Annotated in this window: 15 protein-coding genes; 10 read left to right on the top strand and 5 right to left on the bottom strand. The window is 41.7% G+C overall.

Annotation, left to right across the window (positions count from 1 at the left end; all coding sequences use genetic code 11):
• The 5 genes from I7X29_RS04395 to I7X29_RS04375 are packed head-to-tail and all read left to right on the top strand — an operon-like array spanning position 1 to position 7,310.
• Positions 1-2,367 carry a family 78 glycoside hydrolase catalytic domain gene (locus I7X29_RS04395; RefSeq protein WP_198472989.1) on the top strand — a complete coding sequence of 789 codons (2,367 nt, stop codon included), beginning with the start codon at positions 1-3 and terminating at the stop codon, positions 2,365-2,367.
• A gap of 13 nt (positions 2,368-2,380) precedes the next feature.
• Entirely contained in the window at positions 2,381-3,406 is a 1,026-nt protein-coding gene (gene rhaT, locus I7X29_RS04390) for an L-rhamnose/proton symporter RhaT (RefSeq protein WP_198472988.1), read from the top strand.
• Between the two features lie 19 nt (positions 3,407-3,425).
• On the top strand, positions 3,426-4,691 hold the full coding sequence (locus I7X29_RS04385; protein WP_198472987.1) for an L-rhamnose isomerase: 1,266 nt from the start codon (positions 3,426-3,428) through the stop codon (positions 4,689-4,691).
• Complete coding sequence (locus tag I7X29_RS04380) at positions 4,688-6,019, top strand: FGGY-family carbohydrate kinase (RefSeq protein WP_198472986.1); 1,332 nt, start codon at positions 4,688-4,690, stop codon at positions 6,017-6,019. The genes I7X29_RS04385 and I7X29_RS04380 overlap by 4 nt, the downstream gene beginning before the upstream one ends.
• Positions 6,000-7,310, top strand: a complete 1,311-nt coding sequence (locus I7X29_RS04375) for a class II aldolase/adducin family protein (RefSeq protein ID WP_198472985.1) — start codon at positions 6,000-6,002, stop codon at positions 7,308-7,310. Before I7X29_RS04380 ends, I7X29_RS04375 begins: the two co-directional genes overlap by 20 nt.
• 46 nt (positions 7,311-7,356) lie before the next feature.
• Here the strand turns inward: I7X29_RS04375 and I7X29_RS04370 are convergent, their stop codons facing one another.
• Positions 7,357-8,787: a hypothetical protein gene (locus tag I7X29_RS04370; RefSeq protein ID WP_198472984.1), complete on the bottom strand. Its 1,431-nt coding sequence runs from the start codon at positions 8,785-8,787 to the stop codon at positions 7,357-7,359.
• A gap of 317 nt (positions 8,788-9,104) precedes the next feature.
• Here I7X29_RS04370 and I7X29_RS04365 point away from each other — a divergent pair, with 317 nt between their 5' ends.
• The 5 genes from I7X29_RS04365 to I7X29_RS04345 all read left to right on the top strand — a co-directional run bounded on the left by I7X29_RS04365 (position 9,105) and on the right by I7X29_RS04345 (position 15,839).
• Positions 9,105-10,031 (top strand): PfkB family carbohydrate kinase, encoded by a 927-nt coding sequence (locus tag I7X29_RS04365; RefSeq protein WP_198472983.1) that lies wholly within the window; start codon positions 9,105-9,107, stop codon positions 10,029-10,031.
• Positions 10,032-10,058: 27 nt separating this feature from the next.
• Positions 10,059-10,709, top strand: coding sequence for a hypothetical protein (locus I7X29_RS04360; protein WP_198472982.1), 651 nt, complete (start codon positions 10,059-10,061; stop codon positions 10,707-10,709).
• A 21-nt stretch (positions 10,710-10,730) separates the two neighbouring features.
• Positions 10,731-12,017 (top strand): glutamate-1-semialdehyde 2,1-aminomutase, encoded by a 1,287-nt coding sequence (gene hemL, locus I7X29_RS04355; RefSeq protein WP_198472981.1) that lies wholly within the window; start codon positions 10,731-10,733, stop codon positions 12,015-12,017.
• A gap of 51 nt (positions 12,018-12,068) precedes the next feature.
• Positions 12,069-14,171 (top strand): GH92 family glycosyl hydrolase, encoded by a 2,103-nt coding sequence (locus I7X29_RS04350; RefSeq protein ID WP_198472980.1) that lies wholly within the window; start codon positions 12,069-12,071, stop codon positions 14,169-14,171.
• 120 nt (positions 14,172-14,291) lie between these two features.
• A complete protein-coding gene (locus I7X29_RS04345; protein WP_198472979.1) occupies positions 14,292-15,839 on the top strand; it encodes a DUF4301 family protein in 1,548 nt (515 codons plus the stop codon).
• Positions 15,840-16,109: 270 nt separating this feature from the next.
• Here the strand turns inward: I7X29_RS04345 and I7X29_RS04340 are convergent, their stop codons facing one another.
• From I7X29_RS04340 to nadE, 4 genes are read right to left on the bottom strand one after another with little or no spacing between them, the layout of a single operon-like run.
• Complete coding sequence (locus I7X29_RS04340) at positions 16,110-17,273, bottom strand: carboxypeptidase-like regulatory domain-containing protein (protein WP_198472978.1); 1,164 nt, start codon at positions 17,271-17,273, stop codon at positions 16,110-16,112.
• 22 nt (positions 17,274-17,295) lie between these two features.
• Positions 17,296-18,462, bottom strand: coding sequence for a peptidase associated/transthyretin-like domain-containing protein (locus tag I7X29_RS04335; RefSeq protein WP_198472977.1), 1,167 nt, complete (start codon positions 18,460-18,462; stop codon positions 17,296-17,298).
• Positions 18,463-18,499: 37 nt separating this feature from the next.
• A complete protein-coding gene (gene purD, locus I7X29_RS04330; protein ID WP_198472976.1) occupies positions 18,500-19,777 on the bottom strand; it encodes a phosphoribosylamine--glycine ligase in 1,278 nt (425 codons plus the stop codon).
• 21 nt (positions 19,778-19,798) lie between these two features.
• A complete protein-coding gene (gene nadE / locus I7X29_RS04325) occupies positions 19,799-20,578 on the bottom strand; it encodes an NAD(+) synthase (RefSeq protein WP_198472975.1) in 780 nt (259 codons plus the stop codon).
• Positions 20,579-20,680: the final 102 nt, after the last annotated feature.

Genomic DNA, 20,680 nt, shown 5'->3' with positions numbered 1-20,680 from the left:
ATGAAAAACCTATTCCTTCTTTTTGCTTTTCTCAGTCTTTCGGCAGTGGCTCAAACAGTAAACCCTGAGTTACTCACCAAAAACTGGCGCGCTTTCTGGGTGTACGTGCCCAATACTGAGCCTAATGACTATGGAGTATATCACTTTCGCAAAGTGCTCTCGCTCGAGGCTAAACCCGCTACTTATGTAGTGCACGTCTCTGCCGACAACCGTTATAAATTGTTTGTAAACGGTCAGTTAGTATCTTTAGGTCCTGCTCGTGGTGACCTCTACCATTGGCATTACGAAACAGTAGATATTGCCCCTTACCTACAGCAAGGAAACAATATAGTAATGGCTACCGTGTGGAATGATGGCAAGCACAAACCTTTGGCGCAAATCAGCTCACGGACAGCTTTTATACTGCAAGGTGATGGCAAAGCCGAAAGTGTCCTGAATACTAACAATTCGTGGTTGTGTGTACAAGATACTGCTTATGCCCTTGTAAACCCCAAAGCTATAGGCTTTTTTGTGGCTCCTTATGGTGAATTTGTAGATATGAACAAAGCTGTGCTCAATAGCGAAAGCTCCGATTACAACGATGCTCATTGGCTAAAAGCTGCTACCATAGGCGCAGGGCTACCTAAAGGAGTCAATACGATGGGCGCTAACGACTGGATGCTCGTCCCTTCTGCCATTCCTCAAATGGAACGCACTCCTCAATACGGACTCAAAGTCAGAAAAACTGAAGGGCTCACTCTCCCTAAAAAAATGCCTGTTGGCAAACTCAACTTTACCGTCCCTGCAAACACAAAAGCTACTATACTTTTAGACCAAACTTTCAATACCAATGCCTACCCCGTATTGCAATATAGCGGTGGCAAAAATGCGACTATCGCGCTCAAATATGCCGAAGCTCTTTACGATAACAATTACGATAAAGGCAACCGTGATGAAATAGAAGGCAAAAAGCTACACGGGGTTATCGATAGCCTGATTGCCAATGGGAAAAAGCAACAAACTTTCACCCCCTTATATTGGAAAACTTTTCGCTACTTACAACTCTCTGTGCAAACTGATAGCGAACCAATTACTATCGAGCAACTCTACAGTCTCGCAACGGGCTATCCTTTCCAAAGAGCAACTACTTTCTCTTCCGATGATCCACAGCTCACTCAAATACTAAATATCGGTTGGCGCACCGCTCGTATGTGTGCGATGGAAACTTATATGGATTGCCCTTACTATGAGCAATTGCAATACATAGGCGATACCCGTATACAAGCGATGATTACTTACTACAATACTACCGACGACCGCCTTGCACGTCAAGCGATTGATGCTATCAGTAACTCCCGCCTTGCCGAAGGCGTTACTCAAGGGCGCTATCCAGCATCGGGTGATAACATCATCTCTACTTTCTCTCTGATGTGGATAGGAATGTTGCACGACTATTACCGCTATCGCCCCGATAGTGATTTTGTAAAACAACACCTGCCTGCAATGCGCCAAATTCTTTCTTTTTACGAAAGTTATACCCAACCCGATGGTACCCTCAAAAATGCACCTTATTGGAAGTTTGTAGATTGGCCTGAGAATGCCAAAGGTTGGAAAATGGGCGAACCTCCTCTCAATCCCGATGGTGGTAGTGCTGTGTTAGACCTTCAATTACTATGGGCATACCAATGGGCAAGCCAATTAGAAGAAGTGCTTGGCAACAAAGGATTACAGCAAATGTATCAACAGAAAGCCTCTCAATTAGCTCAGAGTATTCGCAATAAATATTGGGATAACACTCAGCAACTTTTTGCCGATACCCCTGCCAAAAAGAACTACTCTCAACACGCCAATACTTTAGCGATTCTCACCGGTATTGTAGAAGGACAAGCCGCTCAAGACCTTTTCAAGCGAATGATGAGCTTTAATAATATTACACGGGGTTCTATCTATTTCCGTTACTATGTAAATCAGGCACTTGCCAAAGTAGGTTTAGCCGATGAATACCTACAACAATTGGATGCATGGCGCGATTACCTCAAACTTGGTATGACCACTTGGGGCGAAGATTCTAATATCAAAGCCACCCGATCCGATTGTCACGCTTGGGGAGCTAGCCCTAATATAGAGTTCTACCGTATGCTATTAGGTATAGATACAGCAGCCAAAGGTTTTGCCGAAGTGAAAATAGCGCCTCACTTAGGTACTTTAAAAGAAGCTTCAGGAAGTATGCCTCATCCTTATGGCACTATCAAAGTGAGCTATAAACTGGATAAAAAAGGAAGACTCAACGCGAGTATCACCCTGCCCGAAAGGCTTAAAGGTACTTTTGTATGGAAAAACACAACAAAAGAGCTCAAAGCAGGGAACAATACTTTTGTAATACAATAAAAACCGAAACCTTATGAATACAACTCTCAGCATCTTTTTAATGGCAATAGGCAGTATTTGCGCTGCCAGCTTTTATGTGCCTATTAAGAAAATCAAAAATTGGTCGTGGGAATCCTATTGGCTTGTACAAGGCATTTTCTCGTGGCTTGTAGTACCTATACTCTTTGCCTATCTCACTACTCCACAAGGTCTTTTTAGTGAAATTTTTGCCACTATCCCCTTAAAAGTGTTGCTCCAATCTGTAGGTTATGGAATGCTTTGGGGTATCGGCGGACTCACCTTTGCTTTGAGTATGCGTTACCTTGGGGTCGCTTTAGGGCAATCAATCTCTTTAGGACTTTGTGCTGCGGTAGGGACACTCATTCCCCCTATAATGGCAGGTGAAAATCTCTTAGCGAGCAAGTCGGGTATATTGATGCTCACAGGGGTAGCAATTTCTTTGGTAGGTATTGCTGTGATAGGCTATGCTGGGCATCTCAAAACTAAAGAAATGACTCCTGAACAACGCCGTAAAGCTGTTGCCGAGTTTGCTCTTAAAAAAGGACTCTTCATCGCAATAATAGCAGGGGTGATGAGTGCTTGTTTCAACTTTGGGCTTTCGGCAGGCACCCCTATACAAGAATTCGCTATTGCACAGGGTAGCAATCCGCTGTTTGCCAAAAATCCTGTAATAATGTTTGTTACCTTTGGAGGCTTCCTTACCAATATGCTGTATTGTCTTTTCCTAAATATAAAAAACAAAACAGGTAAAGACTATCTTTCAGTGTCTGCTACTACCCTGTGTAACAATCTCTTTTTTGCTGCTCTTGGCGGAACACTTTGGTACTTGCAATTCTTCTTTATGGGGATGGGAGAGAGCAAACTCCCTGCCGAGATGGTAGCTTTCAGTTGGAGTATCTTGATGGCTATGAATATTGCTTTCAGCAATATATGGGGTATTTTTCTCAACGAGTGGAAAGGAACTCGCATTGGTACTATCACAGTCTTAATTATAGGGATTGTCATCCTAATTCTATCAACTTTTGTAATTAAATTCTAATATTAAAGATAAAAGAAATATGAAAACTGAAAACATTAAAAAAGCGTATGAACTCGCTAAAGAAGCCTATGCTGCTATAGGCGTAGATACTGAAGTTGCCCTCAAATCGATGGAACAACTCAACATCAGTTTGCACTGCTGGCAAGCCGACGATGTAGTAGGTTTTGAATCAGCACAACAAACTCTCAGTGGGGGCATTCAAGCCACAGGTAATTACCCTGGCAAAGCCACTACTATCGCCCAATTGCGCGACGATATAGAGGAAGTATTGCACTTACTCCCTGGTAAACAACGGTTGAACCTCCACGCTATCTATGGTGATTTTCAAGGGGCTATTGTCGATAGAGACCAAATAGAGCTCAAACACTTCCAAAGCTGGATCAACTGGGCTAAACAGTTGGGTATTGGCATTGATTTCAACCCTACTTGTTTCTCTCACCCTAAAGCGGCTACAGGCTTTACTCTTTCGAGTAAAGATGAGTCTGTTCGCCAATTTTGGGTAGAACACGTGAAAAGAAGTCGCCGTATCGCTGCCGAAATAGGGAAAGAGCTTGGCACACCTTGCGTGAACAATATTTGGATTCCCGATGGTTCTAAAGATATGCCTATTGATAGAAATGCGCATCGTGCCCTCCTAAAACAGTCGTTAGACGAAATCTTTGCCGAAGAATTTCCTAAAGCACACCTCTTAGACGCTGTAGAAAGCAAACTCTTCGGGATAGGAGTAGAAGCAATGACCGTAGGTTCTAACGAGTTCTATTTAGCGTATGCCGTAAAAAACAATAAGATGGTGTGCTTAGACAACGGGCATTTCCACCCTACTGAACAAGTAGGCGACAAAATTTCGGCTGTATTGCAATTTGTCGATGAAATTCTCTTGCACGTTACCCGCCCTGTGCGTTGGGATAGCGACCACGTGGTTACTTTCAACGATGAAATTCAGCTTATTGCTCAAGAAATTGTGCGCAATCACTATTTGGAGCGCGTACATATTGGCTTAGACTATTTCGATGCCAGCATCAACCGCATAGGTGCTTACGTTACTGGGGTGAGAGCAGCCCAATTAGCTTTCCTATTTGCGCTACTCGAACCTACCGAAAAGCTTAAAGTTTTGGAGGAAAAGCAGCAGTATTTTGAGCGACTTGCGTTTCTCGAACTCCTCAAAACCAAACCTTTTGGCGCTGTATACGACTATTGGTGTATGTTAAACAACGTGCCTATAGGCGAAGATTATATCACTGAAATTCAGCAATACGAGAACACCGAACTAAAGAAAAGATTATGACCGATGTAATCGCTATATTCGATATTGGTAAAACCAATAAAAAAATGTTGCTTTTCAGTGAAAACCTCTCTCTTGTAGCATTACAAGAGAAGGTTTTTCCTGAAATTACTGATGACGACGGCTTTCCTTGTGACGATATTGAGGCAATGACCTCTTGGATTTACAACTCACTCAATAGGGTAGCTAAAGAGGGTAAATACCGCATCAAAGCACTCAATTTCACTACTTATGGCGCTACTTTGGTGTATTTAGATGAAAATGGAAAACGACTTACCCCTTTGTACAACTACCTCAAAGAGATGCCTAAAGAGGTGTTAAACAATTTTTACGAGCGTTATGGAGGAATAGACGAATTTAGCCGTCAAACGGCTTCTCCTGCCTTAGGAATGCTCAATGCGGGATTGCAAGTCTTGTGGCTCAAACGGCAAAAGCCCGAAGTATTTGCTCGTGTAAAGTATATTCTGCACTTTCCTCAATACCTCAGTTATCTCTTTACGGGCAAGATCACCTCGGAGTATACTTCTATAGGTTGCCATACCGCTATGTGGGATTTTGACCACCAGCAGTACCACCGTTGGCTCACCGATGAACAACTTACCCTCCCTGAGCCTGAAAGCAATTTGCACTTGCAATCCGTAATTCTAAACGGCGAGAAGGTGCAAGTAGGCAGTGGCTTGCACGACAGTTCTGCCTCGCTGATTCCTTACTTAGAAGCTTCTGAAAGTAAGTTTATACTGATTTCTACTGGTACGTGGAGCATTTTTATGAATCCTTTTAACCACAAACCTCTTACCGAAAACCAACTGAAGAACGATACCTTGTCTTTCCTTTCGGTAAAACAGAAAGCCGTGAAATCGTCGCGCTTGTTTATGGGGCATATCCACCAAGTAGAAGCTGAACGCTTAGCAGCGCAATACCAATTGCCCGTTGATAGTTACAAAACAGTACAAGCCGATGAAGATATTTTTAGAGATTGCCTTAGTCAAAAGTTGCCTAACAACTTCAATGAAGCCTATCACGCTTTGATGCTCAACTTGCTGAAACGTTCGGTAGAGAAAATGCAACTCATAAGCGAGAATAGCGATTTTGAGTGTATATACATCACAGGAGGATTTGCGCGCAATCCTTTGTACACACGTTTGCTGGCAACTTATTTCAGCGATAAGCAAGTGTACGTTTCGCAAATAGACAACGCTACTGCCTTTGGAGGGGCTTTGCTCACCTCAGTAGCAATGGGCAACACAATGCCTCCTATCAACTTAGGACTTAAACAAATCACTCCTTTTCACCATTTAAACCTTTACAACAATGAATCACAAAATACTTGATAGCCAACGGCTACACCCTAAAGAACAAATAGTTATCGCAATGACCCGCATCTATGAACGCGGGCTCACAACTCTCTCTGGTGGCAATATTTCGGTAATAGATGAGGCTGGCGACTTATGGATTTCCCCTTCGGGCATCGATAAAGGTAACCTCACTCCCGATGATATTATGTGTGTAAAAAAGAACGGCGAGATAGTGGGTAAACACAAACCTTCATCGGAATACCCTTTCCACCGTGCGATTTATCAAATGCGCCCCGACCTGAAAGCGCTTATCCACGCTCACCCACCCGCCTTAGTATCGTATAGCATTATTCGGCAGAAACCCAATGCTAATCTCACCTTGCAAGCTAAAAAAACTTGTGGCGAGATAGGCTATGCTCCTTATGAGCTTCCTGGCAGTGAGGCGTTAGGGGCTATCAATGCCCAGCAGTTCAACAATCCTAAGGTCAAAGCTATTATAATGGAGAACCACGGTACTGTACTTGGTGGAAGTGATATAGTAGATGCGTATGCACGATTTGAAACCTTTGAGTTTTGTGCAGCTATGGGGCTTTATAGTAGCTTGATAGGCAAAGCACAACCCCTCACCGATGAGCAGATAGATGCTTATTATAAGCAATTGCCCACAACAATGCCTACTTATCCCTCTATGTCTTATACTTCTGTAGAAAAAGCCTTGAGAACCGAGATTTGCCAACTCATCTACCGAGGTTGTAACCACAACCTGATGTTCAGTAGTGCAGGCACAGTTTCAGCGCGTACCGAGGGTAACGATTTTCTCATTACTCCTGCGCAAACCTCACGTTGGGAACTCACTCCTGATCAATTGGTGCAGATAAAAGAAGGCAAAGCCGAAGCTGGCAAAACCCCCAGTGAGTACACTTGGTTACATCAAAAAATATACAGCGAAAACCCCGATGTGAATGCTATTATTTGCTCGCAACCACCGTATTTAATGTCCTTTGGCATTACCGATGAGTATTTCAATGTAAGAACCATCCCCGAAAGCTGGATTTTCTTACAGCCCGTAAGTTCTTTATGGCAAGAAAATGAAGGGAAAGAGATAAGAGAGTTTATTAAGAAAGGAAGCACTGCTGTATTGGTGCGCAATGCCACCGCTGTAGTAGTAGGTGCTTCACTAATGAAAGCCTTCGACTATTTGGAAGTAGCCGAATGTAGCGCGAAATCTATTGTGCAAGGGGTAAGTATGGGCAAAATGGTAGCTATCAACGATGCCCAAGTAGCAGAACTTCGAGAGCATTTTAAGGCTGTGATGAGAATCTGCTAAATAATAGGCGCGTTGAAGATGTTCTCCTAACGCGCCTGATTTTTTATTATTTGCACTTTGCGGTGTAATCGTTGATGAGTGTTATGAGGCTTTCTTTATTTGTGGTGTTATAGTCAGCGGGGTTAATTGCAGGGCATTGGAGATAGTCTGATACAAGTTTTTGCACCTCTTCAGGAGTTTTAATACGTCGGAAAGAGTCTTTATCACCTACATACAGAGCAGGTTTGCTACCTATTTTGATGAGGTATGCCTCGGGCATTTTAGGATGTGAAAGCACGTAATTACCGTTGTTAGCATAGAGAATTTCGTAGAAATAAATATTTGTTTCACCTTCTACCTTAAAGATATAGCCCACTTCACGCCCGCTATCAGTACCTAAGAAAGTTCTATCACCTACCCCGAAAATTACGTTATCGGCGGCATTGTATTTAGTTTCTTTACCATCAGTAGTTTTAAGTTTTACTATATCGTTATCTACATTGGCAAAGACTACATCTTTATCGAGTATTGGAGCAATTGATTCAAATTCAATAGTGATAAGTCCATTGAGTTTATTGCCTTGGGAGTCTAACACATAACCCTCTACATTGTATAAATTTACACTCTGTTTGCGAGCTTCAGCTATTCGCTGTTGTTGAAATGCGTTTTGAGCTGCTTTTTTATCTTCTTCATATTGGGCGAAGTAAGGAGCCATATCGCCAAAAGGATAACCGTTGGCATAGAGCTTCATCACTAAGCGTTTTTCTAAGTCACTTGAAAAACCGATGAGAGGCACAAATACGGGGAGTGTTTTGCCATCAAAAGTTTGGATAAGATAATATTCTTTATCTACCATTGAGGTAAAATTAGAAGAGGCAATTTGTCTACCCGTAATGTCATAGAAAACAAATTCATAGACAGTCATAGCTCCACCCATAGGAGTGATTTTTTTAGAGTAAGAACCTATCTTCATTTCTTTTCTAAAAATATTTCCTTCTTTTACTAAAATCTTATCTGTATTTTCTAATCTATCTTCAACTTTGATTTCAGCAGTTACTTTCTCAAAAATAGGATCCCATTTTTGAGAGAATTGGCGGTCTTCGGTAGAGAAGAAAGCTTTTACTACTTCAGGGTCAATGCCTTTGACAGTAAGCAGGCTTGTATTTGATTTTAGCAAAGCATCAATAATGCCTTTTTCACCCGAAAAGGTAAATTTTAGTTTATTGGGCAAGGGGATTTCTCGCACTTTACCATTGTTGCCGGTGAGTTCCACCCAGCGATGAGGAGCACGATTGTTTTGAGCAGTTTTTTCGGTGAGTACCGCTTTGTACATAAAATTACCACTAAGGTCGCTAAACTCGTACTTGCCCTCTTTCTTTTCTAATTTGGCTACGGGAGTACCTTCAATTTGCAACTCTCCCTTTTTTACTTTATAGTCTTGAGCCTTGAGACTAAAAGTAATACAAGACAATAGGTATAATAAAAATATTCTTTTCATTAAAGTGTATTTTTTGTTATTTGTAACAAAAGTATAAAAGAATTAGAAAATGAACAAATTATGAAGATGAAAAATGTAGACTAAAAACTATTGGGTGTTTTGCTAATTTTGAAATAAAACCTTCTGCGCTTTCTTAATTCATCTTATAACAATTAATTCTTGTAGAAAAAAGCACTACTATTTTTTCTAAAAACAGAAAAATACTACAATTCCCTTCGTTTATAATCCGTATTTCGTAATAATTTTGTACTTTTGCCCGAAATTTGCAAAGAGTAAGATTACTATATTTCTTACTTCTTATCTCTTACTTAAAATAAATGAGCAAACTACTTATTCTCGGAAGCATCGCTTTCGACCAAATAGAAACACCTTTTGGAAAAAGCAACTCTATTATGGGGGGCTCGGCTAACTATATTGCATTCGCTGCTGCTCAGTTTGAAATTCCTGCTGCGGTCGTCTCTATAGTAGGCGATGACTATCCACAAGAGTATCTACATCTACTAACTGAGCGCCGTATTGATGTGTCGGGCATTGAGATTGTACACGGTGGAAAAACACTCTTCTGGAGTGGCAAGTATCACAACGATATGAACCAACGCGATACCCTCGACACTCAGTTGAATGTTATCAACGATTTTAAACCCGTAGTCCCTGAGGCTTTTCGCGATGCCGAAGTACTTCTGCTCGGCAACCTCCACCCTACCCTACAAATGGACGTGCTCAACCAAATGACTCAGCGCCCCAAATTAGTGGTAATGGACACGATGAACTACTGGATGAACCACACTTGGGATTTGCTAATGGAGGTAATCGGCCGCGTAGATGTGCTCACTATCAACGATGAAGAAGCACGCCAGCTTACCAAAGAGTATTCACTTGTGAAAGCTGCCCAACGCATTATGGCAATGGGCGTGAAGTATGTAGTCATTAAGAAAGGTGAACACGGCGCACTCTTATTCTACGACGATAAAGTGTTTTTTGCGCCTGCCTTGCCTTTAGCCGAAGTATTTGACCCCACAGGTGCTGGCGACGCTTTTGCTGGTGGTATGGTGGGTTATCTCACTAAAACTCGCGACTACTCGTTCACCAACTTGAAAAATGCTATCGTTCAAGGGGCTAATATAGCCTCGTTCTGTATTGAAAAATTCGGTGCTGAACGACTGCTCACCCTCACCCACAGCGAGCGAACTGCCCGTTTACAACAATTTAGAGACCTTACACAGTTTGATATTCAGCTTAAGTAACAGGTAATAGGTAATAGGTAACAGATAATGAGATTGTTTTTATTATTGCTTATAACACTCTTTGCGCAAAGTGCTTTGGCACAGTTCTATACAGGGCTGATGGCTGGAGGGCGCATTCCGTTGGGGAGTAATAAGTTGGAAACCCTTACCATTGTGCCTTTGGGGGTTCAGTTTCAGTTGCGCGAAAGTATGGAATATGCTGTGAGTCTTTCATTTGGAGGGGCTATGGGAGGAGCAAAATTTCCGGTGAGTTATACTTATCCTACAGATGATTATATCGTGAGCCCTAATCCGCCTTACGCCCCTGAAAGAGTGTACAAAACGGAAGTGTCTGACAATAATAGTTTTTTAAATATTTTTGGCACTTTGGATGTGGAAAAAGTATTGTGGTGCGACAGAGGTGATAATTATGAGCTTGGGGCTTTGCTCTCAATAGGGCTCAATAGTTTCAGTTTAAAACCTAAAAAAGAACTGCCCACCAAACCTGAACACGAAAAAACGCAAATACCATTAGGTATAGGATTGCGCAACTCGTTTGTAGTAAGCCAAGGAGGCGATTTGCTTCAGCTGAATGTGCAATATTGGATAGAAAATCACACTGTAAAAAATCATACCCCTTCACTGAAAGGGAATTATCTCTCTTTAACTTTTTGTTATACAGGAGCAATTTTAAATTAACAAACACCTAACACTTAAACAATGATATACAAAAGAAGTAGCGAATTATTCGCAGCTGCACAACAAGTACTCCCTGGTGGAGTGAACTCTCCCGTACGCGCTTTCAATGCTGTAGGGGGACATCCTATTTTTATAAAAGAAGCCCAAGGTGCTTATCTCACCGATGAGGACAACCGCAAGTACATCGATTATATTGCCTCTTGGGGGCCTCTCATCTTAGGCCACGCCTACGCCCCTGTAATTGAGGCAGTAACCCAGCGCGCTAAAAAAGGCACCTCTTTTGGTATTCCTACTGAAGTAGAAGTGCAAATCGCCGAATTGGCGGTTGCAATGGTGCCCAATATCGATAAAATCCGCTTTGTGAATAGCGGTACAGAGGCTTGTATGAGCGCCGTACGCTTGGCACGTGGCTATACCGGTCGTGAGAAGATTATCAAGTTTGCCGGTTGTTACCACGGACATTCCGATGCTTTCCTCATTGAGGCGGGTAGCGGTGGTGCCACTTTTGGCAGTCCAAATAGTCCTGGGGTAACCCAAGGCACGGCTAAAGATACACTTTTAGCAAACTATAACGATTTAGCTTCTGTAAAAGCCCTTTTTGAAGCCAATCCTCAGCAAATTGCTTGTGTGATTATCGAACCTGTGGCAGGCAATATGGGCTGTGTGCCTCCTGCCGAAGGATTTTTAGAAGGATTGAGACAACTCTGTACTGAAAATGGGGCGCTTTTGATATTTGATGAGGTGATGACCGGCTTCCGCTTGGCTAAAGGCGGAGCACAAGAAGTCTTTGGCATCAAAGCTGATATTGTTACGTTTGGGAAAGTGATTGGCGGCGGACTCCCCGTAGGGGCTTTTGCTGCTAATAAAGAAATTATGGGGTACTTAGCACCTGAAGGGCCTGTATACCAAGCGGGAACCCTTAGCGGTAATCCTTTGGCGATGAGTGCTGGTTTGGCGATGCTCACCGCTTTGAACGAACAGCCCGAAGTGTTTGATAGTTTAGCGAAAAAAACAGCTTACTTGCACGAAGGATTTGACAATGTGCTAAAACGTGCGGGCATTCCTTACCAAATCAACAGTTTTGGCTCTATGTTTACCCTTTTCTTTAACGAAAATCCCGTAACCGATTTCGCTTCTTCGGCTAAGAGTGATACAGCGCGTTTCCGCAAGTATTTCCACGGAATGTTGCGCGAAGGCGTTTATTTGCCACCAAGTGCTTTTGAAAGTTACTTCCTTAACGATGCGCTTACTTACGAAGATCTCGATAAAACCATTGGCGCTCTTAACAGAGTGATTATGGAGCTGTAGGAAATTAGCAAATTTGGAAAATCCTGAAACCTAATACCTAATAACAAACTAATGAAACCATACCTTTACCTTTTGGCATTTGCCTTTGTAGCTTGCCACAGTCCGTCAGAGCAAAAAGAGTCGGCTAAAGAGCAACTCACTAATTATGTAAACCCTTTTATCGGTACCGATGGCACGGGGAATACCTACCCTGGGGCAATGACGCCCTTTGGGATGGTGCAACTCAGTCCGGATATTGGTATCCCAGGTTGGGATAGAATTTCGGGCTACTTCTACCCCGATAGCATCATTACCGGCTTTTCACACACCCACCTTTCAGGTACGGGGGCTGGCGACCTCTACGATGTACTCATTATGCCCACCAATAGTAGATTTAACGAGCGCATTGAGGCAAATAACCACCTGCCTTTCTCCTATTTCTCTCACAAACACGAAACCGCCACTGCGGGTTATTACAGTGTTGATTTGCTGAGTTATGGCATCAAAGCCGAACTCACTGCTACTCCGCGCGTAGGCGTTCAACGCTATACTTTCCCTAAGGACGAACAATCCAAAATTACCGTAGATTTAGGTTATAGCATCAACTGGGATAAACCTACTGAAACTTATTTGAAAGTGGTGGATAACACTACTTTGGAAGGTTATCGCTTTTCTACCGGTTGGGCGCGTAACCAAAAGGTGTATTTCGTTATCAAGCTCTCAAAACCCTTTCTTGATAAGGAATTTACTGAAGAAAAAGAAAACGGCAAAGCTAACCGCTCTAAAATGGTACTTCGCTATGCTACAGGCGACAATGAGACTATAGTAGTAAAAACAGCGCTTTCTATGCACAGCATTGCAGGCGCTTATAAAAATATGGAAGCCGAAGCACCTCATTTTGCTTTCGACGACTATCGCGAGGCGGCTCGTAACCTCTGGGAACGACAATTACAGAAAATTACAGTAGAAGGGGGAACTGAAGAGCAAAAAACAATTTTCTATACAATGCTCTACCAATCGATGTTGGCGCCTAACCTCTTCAGTGATGTCGATGCCCCCGAAAAGCGTTACGATACTTTCTCACTTTGGGATACTTTCCGCGCGGCTCACCCTCTTTATACCTTGTTGCATCGCGAGGCATCCGCCGATTTTATCAAGAGCTTCTTAGCACACTACCGCGAAAATGGCACTTTACCGGTATGGAGTATGCAAGGCGGTGAAACTAATATGATGATAGGCTATCACGCTGTTCCTATTATCGTAGATGCTTATTTTAAGAATATCCCGATGGATATCCCCTTAGCTTATGAGGCTTGCAAACAAAGTGCGATGGTGAAAGAACGCGAAATCGACCTTTATCAGCAATATGGTTATGTGCCTTACAATTTAGATAAATCAGGAGAAAATTGGTCGGTGTCTAAAACCTTAGAGTACGCTTACGACGACTGGTGTATTGCGCAATTTGCCAAATCACTCGGCAAGAAACAAGATGCGGATTACTTTGCCAAACGCGCTGAAAATTGGCGCAACCTCTTTGACGAAAAAACAACTTTCTTTCGTCCTAAAGATAGTAAAGGACAGTTTATCAAGCCTTTCAACCCTAAGGATTACAGCAAATACTTCTGCGAAAGCAATGCTTGGCATTACCGCTGGTTTGTGCCTCATAACATTCTCGGCTTGCGCGATGCGATGGGGGGTACTGATGCTTTTGAACAGAAACTCGATTCGATGTTCACTTTAGCTGTTACTCCCGATGAGAAATTGCCTATTTTCAGTACCGGAATGATAGGACAATACGTGCACGGTAACGAACCGAGTCATCACGTGGCTTACCTCTATCATTTCACAAACCACCCCGAAAAAGTATCTCAACGCGTCACCGAAATATTGAATACTCAATACAAAAATACCCCCAGCGGGCATTGTGGCAATGAGGACTGCGGACAAATGAGCAGTTGGTATGTGCTCTCAGCCTTAGGCCTCTACCCTCTCAACTCTTCCGATGGCAGGTATTATCTAACCACCCCTTTGTTCGATAAAGCTACCCTTCACTTAGAAAACGGTAAAACCTTCACTATCGAAAAGGGTAAAAAGGCAGGCGAAATACGCTTCAATGGCAAGCCATTTCATAGAAATTACATCAATTACGACGAAATTTTAACCATTAACAATTGACGATTGATAATTAACAATTAAAACTTTTTCAACTTTTTCTTGCTTTTGTCTTTTTTTGTTTATACCTTTGACGTCTCAAACAATCGTAAGTATTAGAATGTTGAACGAAACTATTATATTATGAATGAATTAACAGAAAAAGACCGTCAGCTACTGATCAAAAAAGGTATTACCGAAGCAATGCTCAATGCCCAAGTAGCACAATTTAAACAAGGAGTACCCCCTATCCAGCTCTACAAAGCTGCTGTGATAGACGATGGTATCATCCCGTTTAGTAAAGAAGAAGCTGCCAAATACGCTGCTATCTACCAAAAACGCAAACAAGGTAACACTATCCTGAAATTCGTACCTGCCTCAGGAGCGGCAACGCGTATGTTCAAATCGCTCTTCGCCTTTAGAGACGATTTCCAGCCCGACCGCGAATCGTTTGTAGCCTATATCGGTAGAACTGGCAATAAGGAAGTAAAAACTTTCTTTGATGGGCTTGAACGCTTTGCTTTCTACCCCCTCCTCAAAGTAGCTATCGACAAACAACACCCCGACTTTTCCTCACTAAACGAAGATATCCAAAAACACATTATCGTCAATACCCTCCTTAATGAGGATGGTTTGGGCTATGGCAATATGCCCAAAGGACTACTCCCTTTTCACAAACACTCCGAGAAAATCGCTACCCCTTTTGAAGAACACTTCCGCGAGGCAGTGCTCTACGCTTCCGACGAGCAAGAAGCTCACTTGCACTTCACTATTACCGAGCAACATACCGAAGCTTTCTACAAAGAACTCAACCTCATTAAACCGGTGCTCGAAGAGCGTTACAACATCACTTTTGATGTAGATTTCTCTTACCAAAAACCAAGCACCGACACAGTTTCGGTAACCGAAGATAACGAGCTTTTCCGCGATGAAGAAGGCAATCTCCTTTTCCGCCCTGCGGGTCACGGCGCCCTGTTGAGCAACCTCAACGACATTGATGCTGATATCATTTTTATCAAGAATATCGACAATGTGGTAGTAAAAAAATACACCGATGAAACGGTGTTCTACAAAGAAGCTCTCGCGGGTAAACTATGTGAAGTACAGGATGAAATCTTTAGAATCTTACGCCGTATCGACAATAATAAGATTAAGAAAAAAGAGGTGAAACACATCCTCGATTTTCTAAGGGAAATCAATATCTCTGTTCCTGATTATATCTATAAATTCCGCCGCCAATACGCTATGGAGTTCATCAAAGAACAGCTCAATCGCCCTATACGCGTGTGCGGAATGGTGAAGAATGAAGGTGAACCTGGTGGAGGTCCATTCTGGGTGAAAGACGGTGAGGGCTACAGCCTCCAAATCATCGAATCTGCCCAAGTAAATATGGCGGATGCTAAGCAAAAGGAAATCTTTCAACAGTCTACTCACTTCAACCCTGTAGATTTGATTTGCGGCACTAAAGACTATAAAGGCGAGAAGTTCGACCTACAACAATACGTAGACCCTAACCAAGCCTTTATCACCTCCAAAACCTATATGGGTCGTCCGCTAAAAGCATTAGAACTCCCCGGTTTGTGGAATGGCTCAATGGCACATTGGATTACCCTATTCGTTGAAGTGCCTATCATCACCTTCAACCCTGTAAAAGTAGTAAACGACCTGCTCAAGAAAACCCACCAAGGGTGAGGGGCAAGTAATAGGTAACAGGTAACAATTAACAGGTAAAGCCAGCGAGTAGGCGTAGCTGGGTATATGTAACTGACAAAACTGAAAAAAATGAGTAAAAGTATTGTAAGAGATAAATCGAAAGATTTTGCTGTTAGAATGCTTGTGCCATCAGTTAAAACATTGAGGTAAAAACAGCTCGATGAATAAAGATAAAAGCACTGCTCTAATTTTAAAGAGTAGTGCTTTTTTTATTCTGTAGGTTCTTTACAAATAGGGTAAAACACAAGCCTATTGGTTTATAAAATTTTGTTCTTCTTTAGTAAGTAAAAACTTGGCTTCACCTTGTTTATGAGGGGTAACATATTCAAAGAAAGGTTTTTCTATATTTATACGGTCGGATTTTTTGATGTGCTTGCCTTCTTGCAAACCTGTACGCAAGAAAGATTGCTCTATCAGAACTATATCTGTTTTTCCTTGGTATTCAAATGCTCCATTAGCTCTTATAAAAAGAGAACTGAACAAAAGTTTATCTTTATAGGAAGAAAAATTTATCTCTACAGAAAAACCTTTGTTTTCATAGGTGTAAGGAATTTTAAATTTTTCAGAAATATCTTCCTTTTTTTCTCTTGTTTTATTGTTGAATACCACGCGTTTTATCGCATTAGTAGCTTTGTCAAAGTATATCTCGGAATTTACTAACTTCATAGTTACTTTATTATCTTTATCAACATTTTCAGCATTAAAAGTGATTTTTGTAAATTCCTTGTCTTTCTCTATTTTTGTGATATCAATATTGTTTTTACATTCCCGTATCAATATGAGGTAGGTATTAATAAAGAGATAGGGATATGTTGAGTTAGTAGTGAGATGAGCACCTTTAGGAGAGTTGGCAATATCTTTATAATCAGACACTCTAGCATAATCAGTATTTTTGAGATGTATTTGCATATTATTATCTAAAGGTTGCTTGAAATTCAAACCATAAAACTTACTCCACCAATCCAATTGTAATTGATAAAGCCTTGTAAGGGTGTCATTTCTTATAAATTTCTCTCTATAAGTACACTCCAAGATTTTAGTCTTGGTATCATAAAGATTGTTGTAGTTATTGAAAATATAATCTATTTTTCCTTGTAAATCAAAATTATACAGTACTACTTCCTCAAGTTGTATTTCCTGAGGATTGAGATAAATGGTTGCTTTGGCAAAGGTTTTATCTGTAAAAATCTTTTTAGTTGCATAGCCTATATGGCTTAGGGTAAGGGTATCATTCTCCACCGCAATACGCAATTTGCCTTCCTCATTGGTAATAGTGCCGTTGAGAGAGTGTGTGTAATAGGCTTCAACGTTGGGGATAGGCTGCTTTGTAGAGGCATCAAGCAGGGTGAGTTCGGCTACTTGGGCGGGTAAGGCTGTAGTTGTGAATAATAGGATAAGGAATAGTGTTTTCATATTGTTGTGTTTTTACATTACTTTAGAAATTAGAAATCACGCGGTATTCTTTTGGGTTGTGGGGTTTATTGATAAAATCGCGCATTTCATTGGTAAGGAGGAGTTGGTTTTGGGTCTCCCAAAATTCTTTGTTATAGGGTACTTCTAATTTAAACAGTTCTTTTTTGCCATTTACATTGGCCTTAAAAGTATTGAGGTCTGAAAAAGGGTGAGTAACAATGAGCTCGAAACTTACGTCATATACGATTCTTTCACCTTGTGTATAAATCTCTATCTTTTGACTCATTATAGCATTGGTTATAAAATACTTATTCTTATCAGTATCCTTCTCACTTTTTTCCTTCAAATAGTAATCAATAACCCTATGTTTTCCTGACAACTTTTTAGTAAAAGGTATTTTATCTACCACTTTAGGATTGATTTTATAAATACGTTCTTTTATAGCATAATCATCAGTACTGATGATAAAATGACCTATTCCTTTTTTGTAATCTTCTTCATTTTTAGGAGTATGACTTACCTGTTGATGTGTTTCATCTATAACTTTAAAGAATGAAAAACGGTACTCCTTTGGATCTAAGAAGAAGTAATTACTATACCAATCAAAAATACCATTTAGGGAAGGCAACTCAAAATCATCAGTTCGTAAACCTTTCTTTTCTATACCAAACTTACGCATATTTAGCAATTGAAAGGTGAAATTTTTCTTGGCTCCTAATAATTTATCACGCTTGATACGCCCACTAAAATCTTCTATTTTCACGAGTTCACCATTGCGTTTGAGGACACAACGCAAGAAGAAATCTTCAACAAAAGGTTCCATAGGATAATTGATAGTAGCGTGATTATAGGCTTCTTGTAGTATGTTCTTGTTAGAAAGGGTTACTTCGTCTAACTGAAAAGGTTTTGGGGTAAGGTACAAGGTGTCTTTTGTACGACTCAGCGCTTTGAAAGTAGTTTTGAGGGTTTCATAGCCTAACATTTTGATAGTTACGCTATCGTTGGCTGAATAGAACACAAAGTGTCCATCGTCATTGGTAACGGTATAATCGTTTGCATTATGGATGGTAGCACTTTTTAAAGGGGCTTTAGTCTCCTTATCCACAAGGTATTTGGAGAGGGTGTTCTGAGAAAAAGATAGTGGAATTAGGGTTATATAGGTGAGGATTGCGATTATATTCTTTTTCATATTTATAAGGATTAGTAATTTTTGAGGTGGTTTTTTGTTAATTGGAAAGGTCTTTCCCGATGTCTTTTCGCCAGTAAGCACCTTCAAATTGTATTTTTGAGATATTGTTGTAGGAGCGTTGTAAGGCTTCTTTGAAATCATCACCTAAAGAAGTTACAGCTAACACACGACCGCCAGCGGTGAGGAGTTTGCCGTCTTTAAGGGTGGTACCAGCGTGGTATACAGTGCTATCTGTTACTTTTTCAGTGCCGGTAATCTCTTTTCCTTTCTCATAATCCTCAGGGTAACCTCCTGATACCATTACCACCGTAGTAGCGCTCTGTGGGGTTACTTTCAGCTCTTGTGAAGCCAAAGTGCCGTTGTACAACGACTGGAATAGCGGAATGAGGTCGCTTTCTATACGTGGCAAAACGGCTTCGGTTTCGGGGTCTCCCATACGCACATTGTATTCTATCACGTAAGGTTCACCGTCTACTTTTATGAGTCCGATGAAAACAAAACCTTTATATACAATGCCTTCCTTGTGCAATCCTGCAATAGTAGGCTTTACGATGCGCTCTTCAATCTTCTGCATAAAGGCTGTATCGGCGAAAGGCACCGGCGAAACAGCCCCCATACCGCCCGTGTTGAGCCCTGTATCACCTTCACCTATGCGCTTATAGTCTTTGGCGGTAGGTAATATTTTATAATCTACTCCATCAGTGAGGACAAAGCAACTGAGTTCAATGCCTTTGAGGAACTCTTCAATCACCACCTTAGTACTTGCTTTGCCAAATTTCTCGTTGATGAGCATCCGGCGTAATTCGGCTTGGGCTTCTTGTAAATCTTCGAGTACTACTACTCCCTTGCCAGCAGCCAAACCATCGGCTTTGAGTACATAAGGGGCTTTCATCGTGCTGAGGAAAGCGCAACCTTCGTCTACTGTCTCCTTGGTAAAACTCGCATATTTAGCCGTGGGGATGTTATGGCGCACCATAAACTCTTTGGCGAACTCTTTACTGCCTTCGAGGGTAGCGCCTTGCTGTGAGGGGCCTATCACTTGCACGTGAGAGAGTTCTTTGTCATTGGCAAAGAAATCGTATACCCCTTGCACTAAAGGGTCTTCAGGACCTACCACTACCATTGCAATCTGTTTTTCAAGCACAAAGGCTTTGAGCGCAGGAAAGTCGGTAGGGCTGATAGCCACATTGGTAGCTACGGTGTGGGTGCCTCCATTACCAGGGGCGATGTATAAGGTGTCGCAAAGCGGACTTTGGTGTAGTTTTACGGCAAAGGCGTGTTCACGACCGCCAGAGCCAAGGATAAGTATGTTCATTTCTATTAATTAGTCAATTTATCAATTTGTTGATTTGTCGATTTTGCAAATCGGTATCGGTTGCATCTTGTGCTGGTTAGCACGGTTGAGGCGGGTGTATATTTCAAATACTTCACGCTCTCTACCGCAGAAATCTTCAGCTTTTTTGCCTTGATCGGTTTGGAGCATAGCCCATTCCAGCTCGTCATAAGAGGCTTTGAGCTGATCTTCATCGCTGCGGTCGTCGCCAAAGAGTCCGTCGGAAGGTTTTGCTTTGAGAATACTTTGCGGAATTTGCAGGTATTCACCCAATTTATACACTTCGCTTTTCATCAGGTCGGCAATAGGACTGATATCTACCCCGCCGTCGCCGTATTTGGTGAAGAATCCTACCCCGAAATCCTCAATCTTATTACCCGTACCTACCACTATATAACCTTCGAGTCCCGCAAAATAGTAGAGGGTCGTCATTCTTAGGCGCGCACGAGTGTTGGCAAGTGCCATTTCGTAAGTAGATTTATCGGTAGAGGGTATTTGTGCCACAAACTGGTCGAATACAGGAGTGAGGTCGGTGCGCAGGTTGCTCACATTGGGGTAGTGAGCTTTGAGGAAAGTGATGTGCTCCTCAGCGCGGCTCACGTGACTTTCAGCTTGGTGAATGGGCATTTCAAGGCAGAGTGTTGGCAAGCCCGTACGTGCACAAAGGGTAGAGACTACTGCCGAGTCTACCCCGCCCGATACGCCTATGACTAAGCCTTTTACGCGAGCATTTTCGGCATAAGTTTTTATCCAATGAACGATTTGTGATGCTATGTTTTCCATTTGAATTGTATTAAGTTCAAAAAATGTCTTTAGTATATCGCGACAAAGGTACTAAATAATTGCGAATAACGAAAAACTTTTATACTTTTGCCGTAGAAATTA

The organism is Capnocytophaga periodontitidis (assembly GCF_016126015.1).
Taxonomy (GTDB): Bacteria; Bacteroidota; Bacteroidia; order Flavobacteriales; family Flavobacteriaceae; genus Capnocytophaga; species Capnocytophaga periodontitidis.
This window is presented reverse-complemented; position numbering and strand designations above follow the sequence as displayed.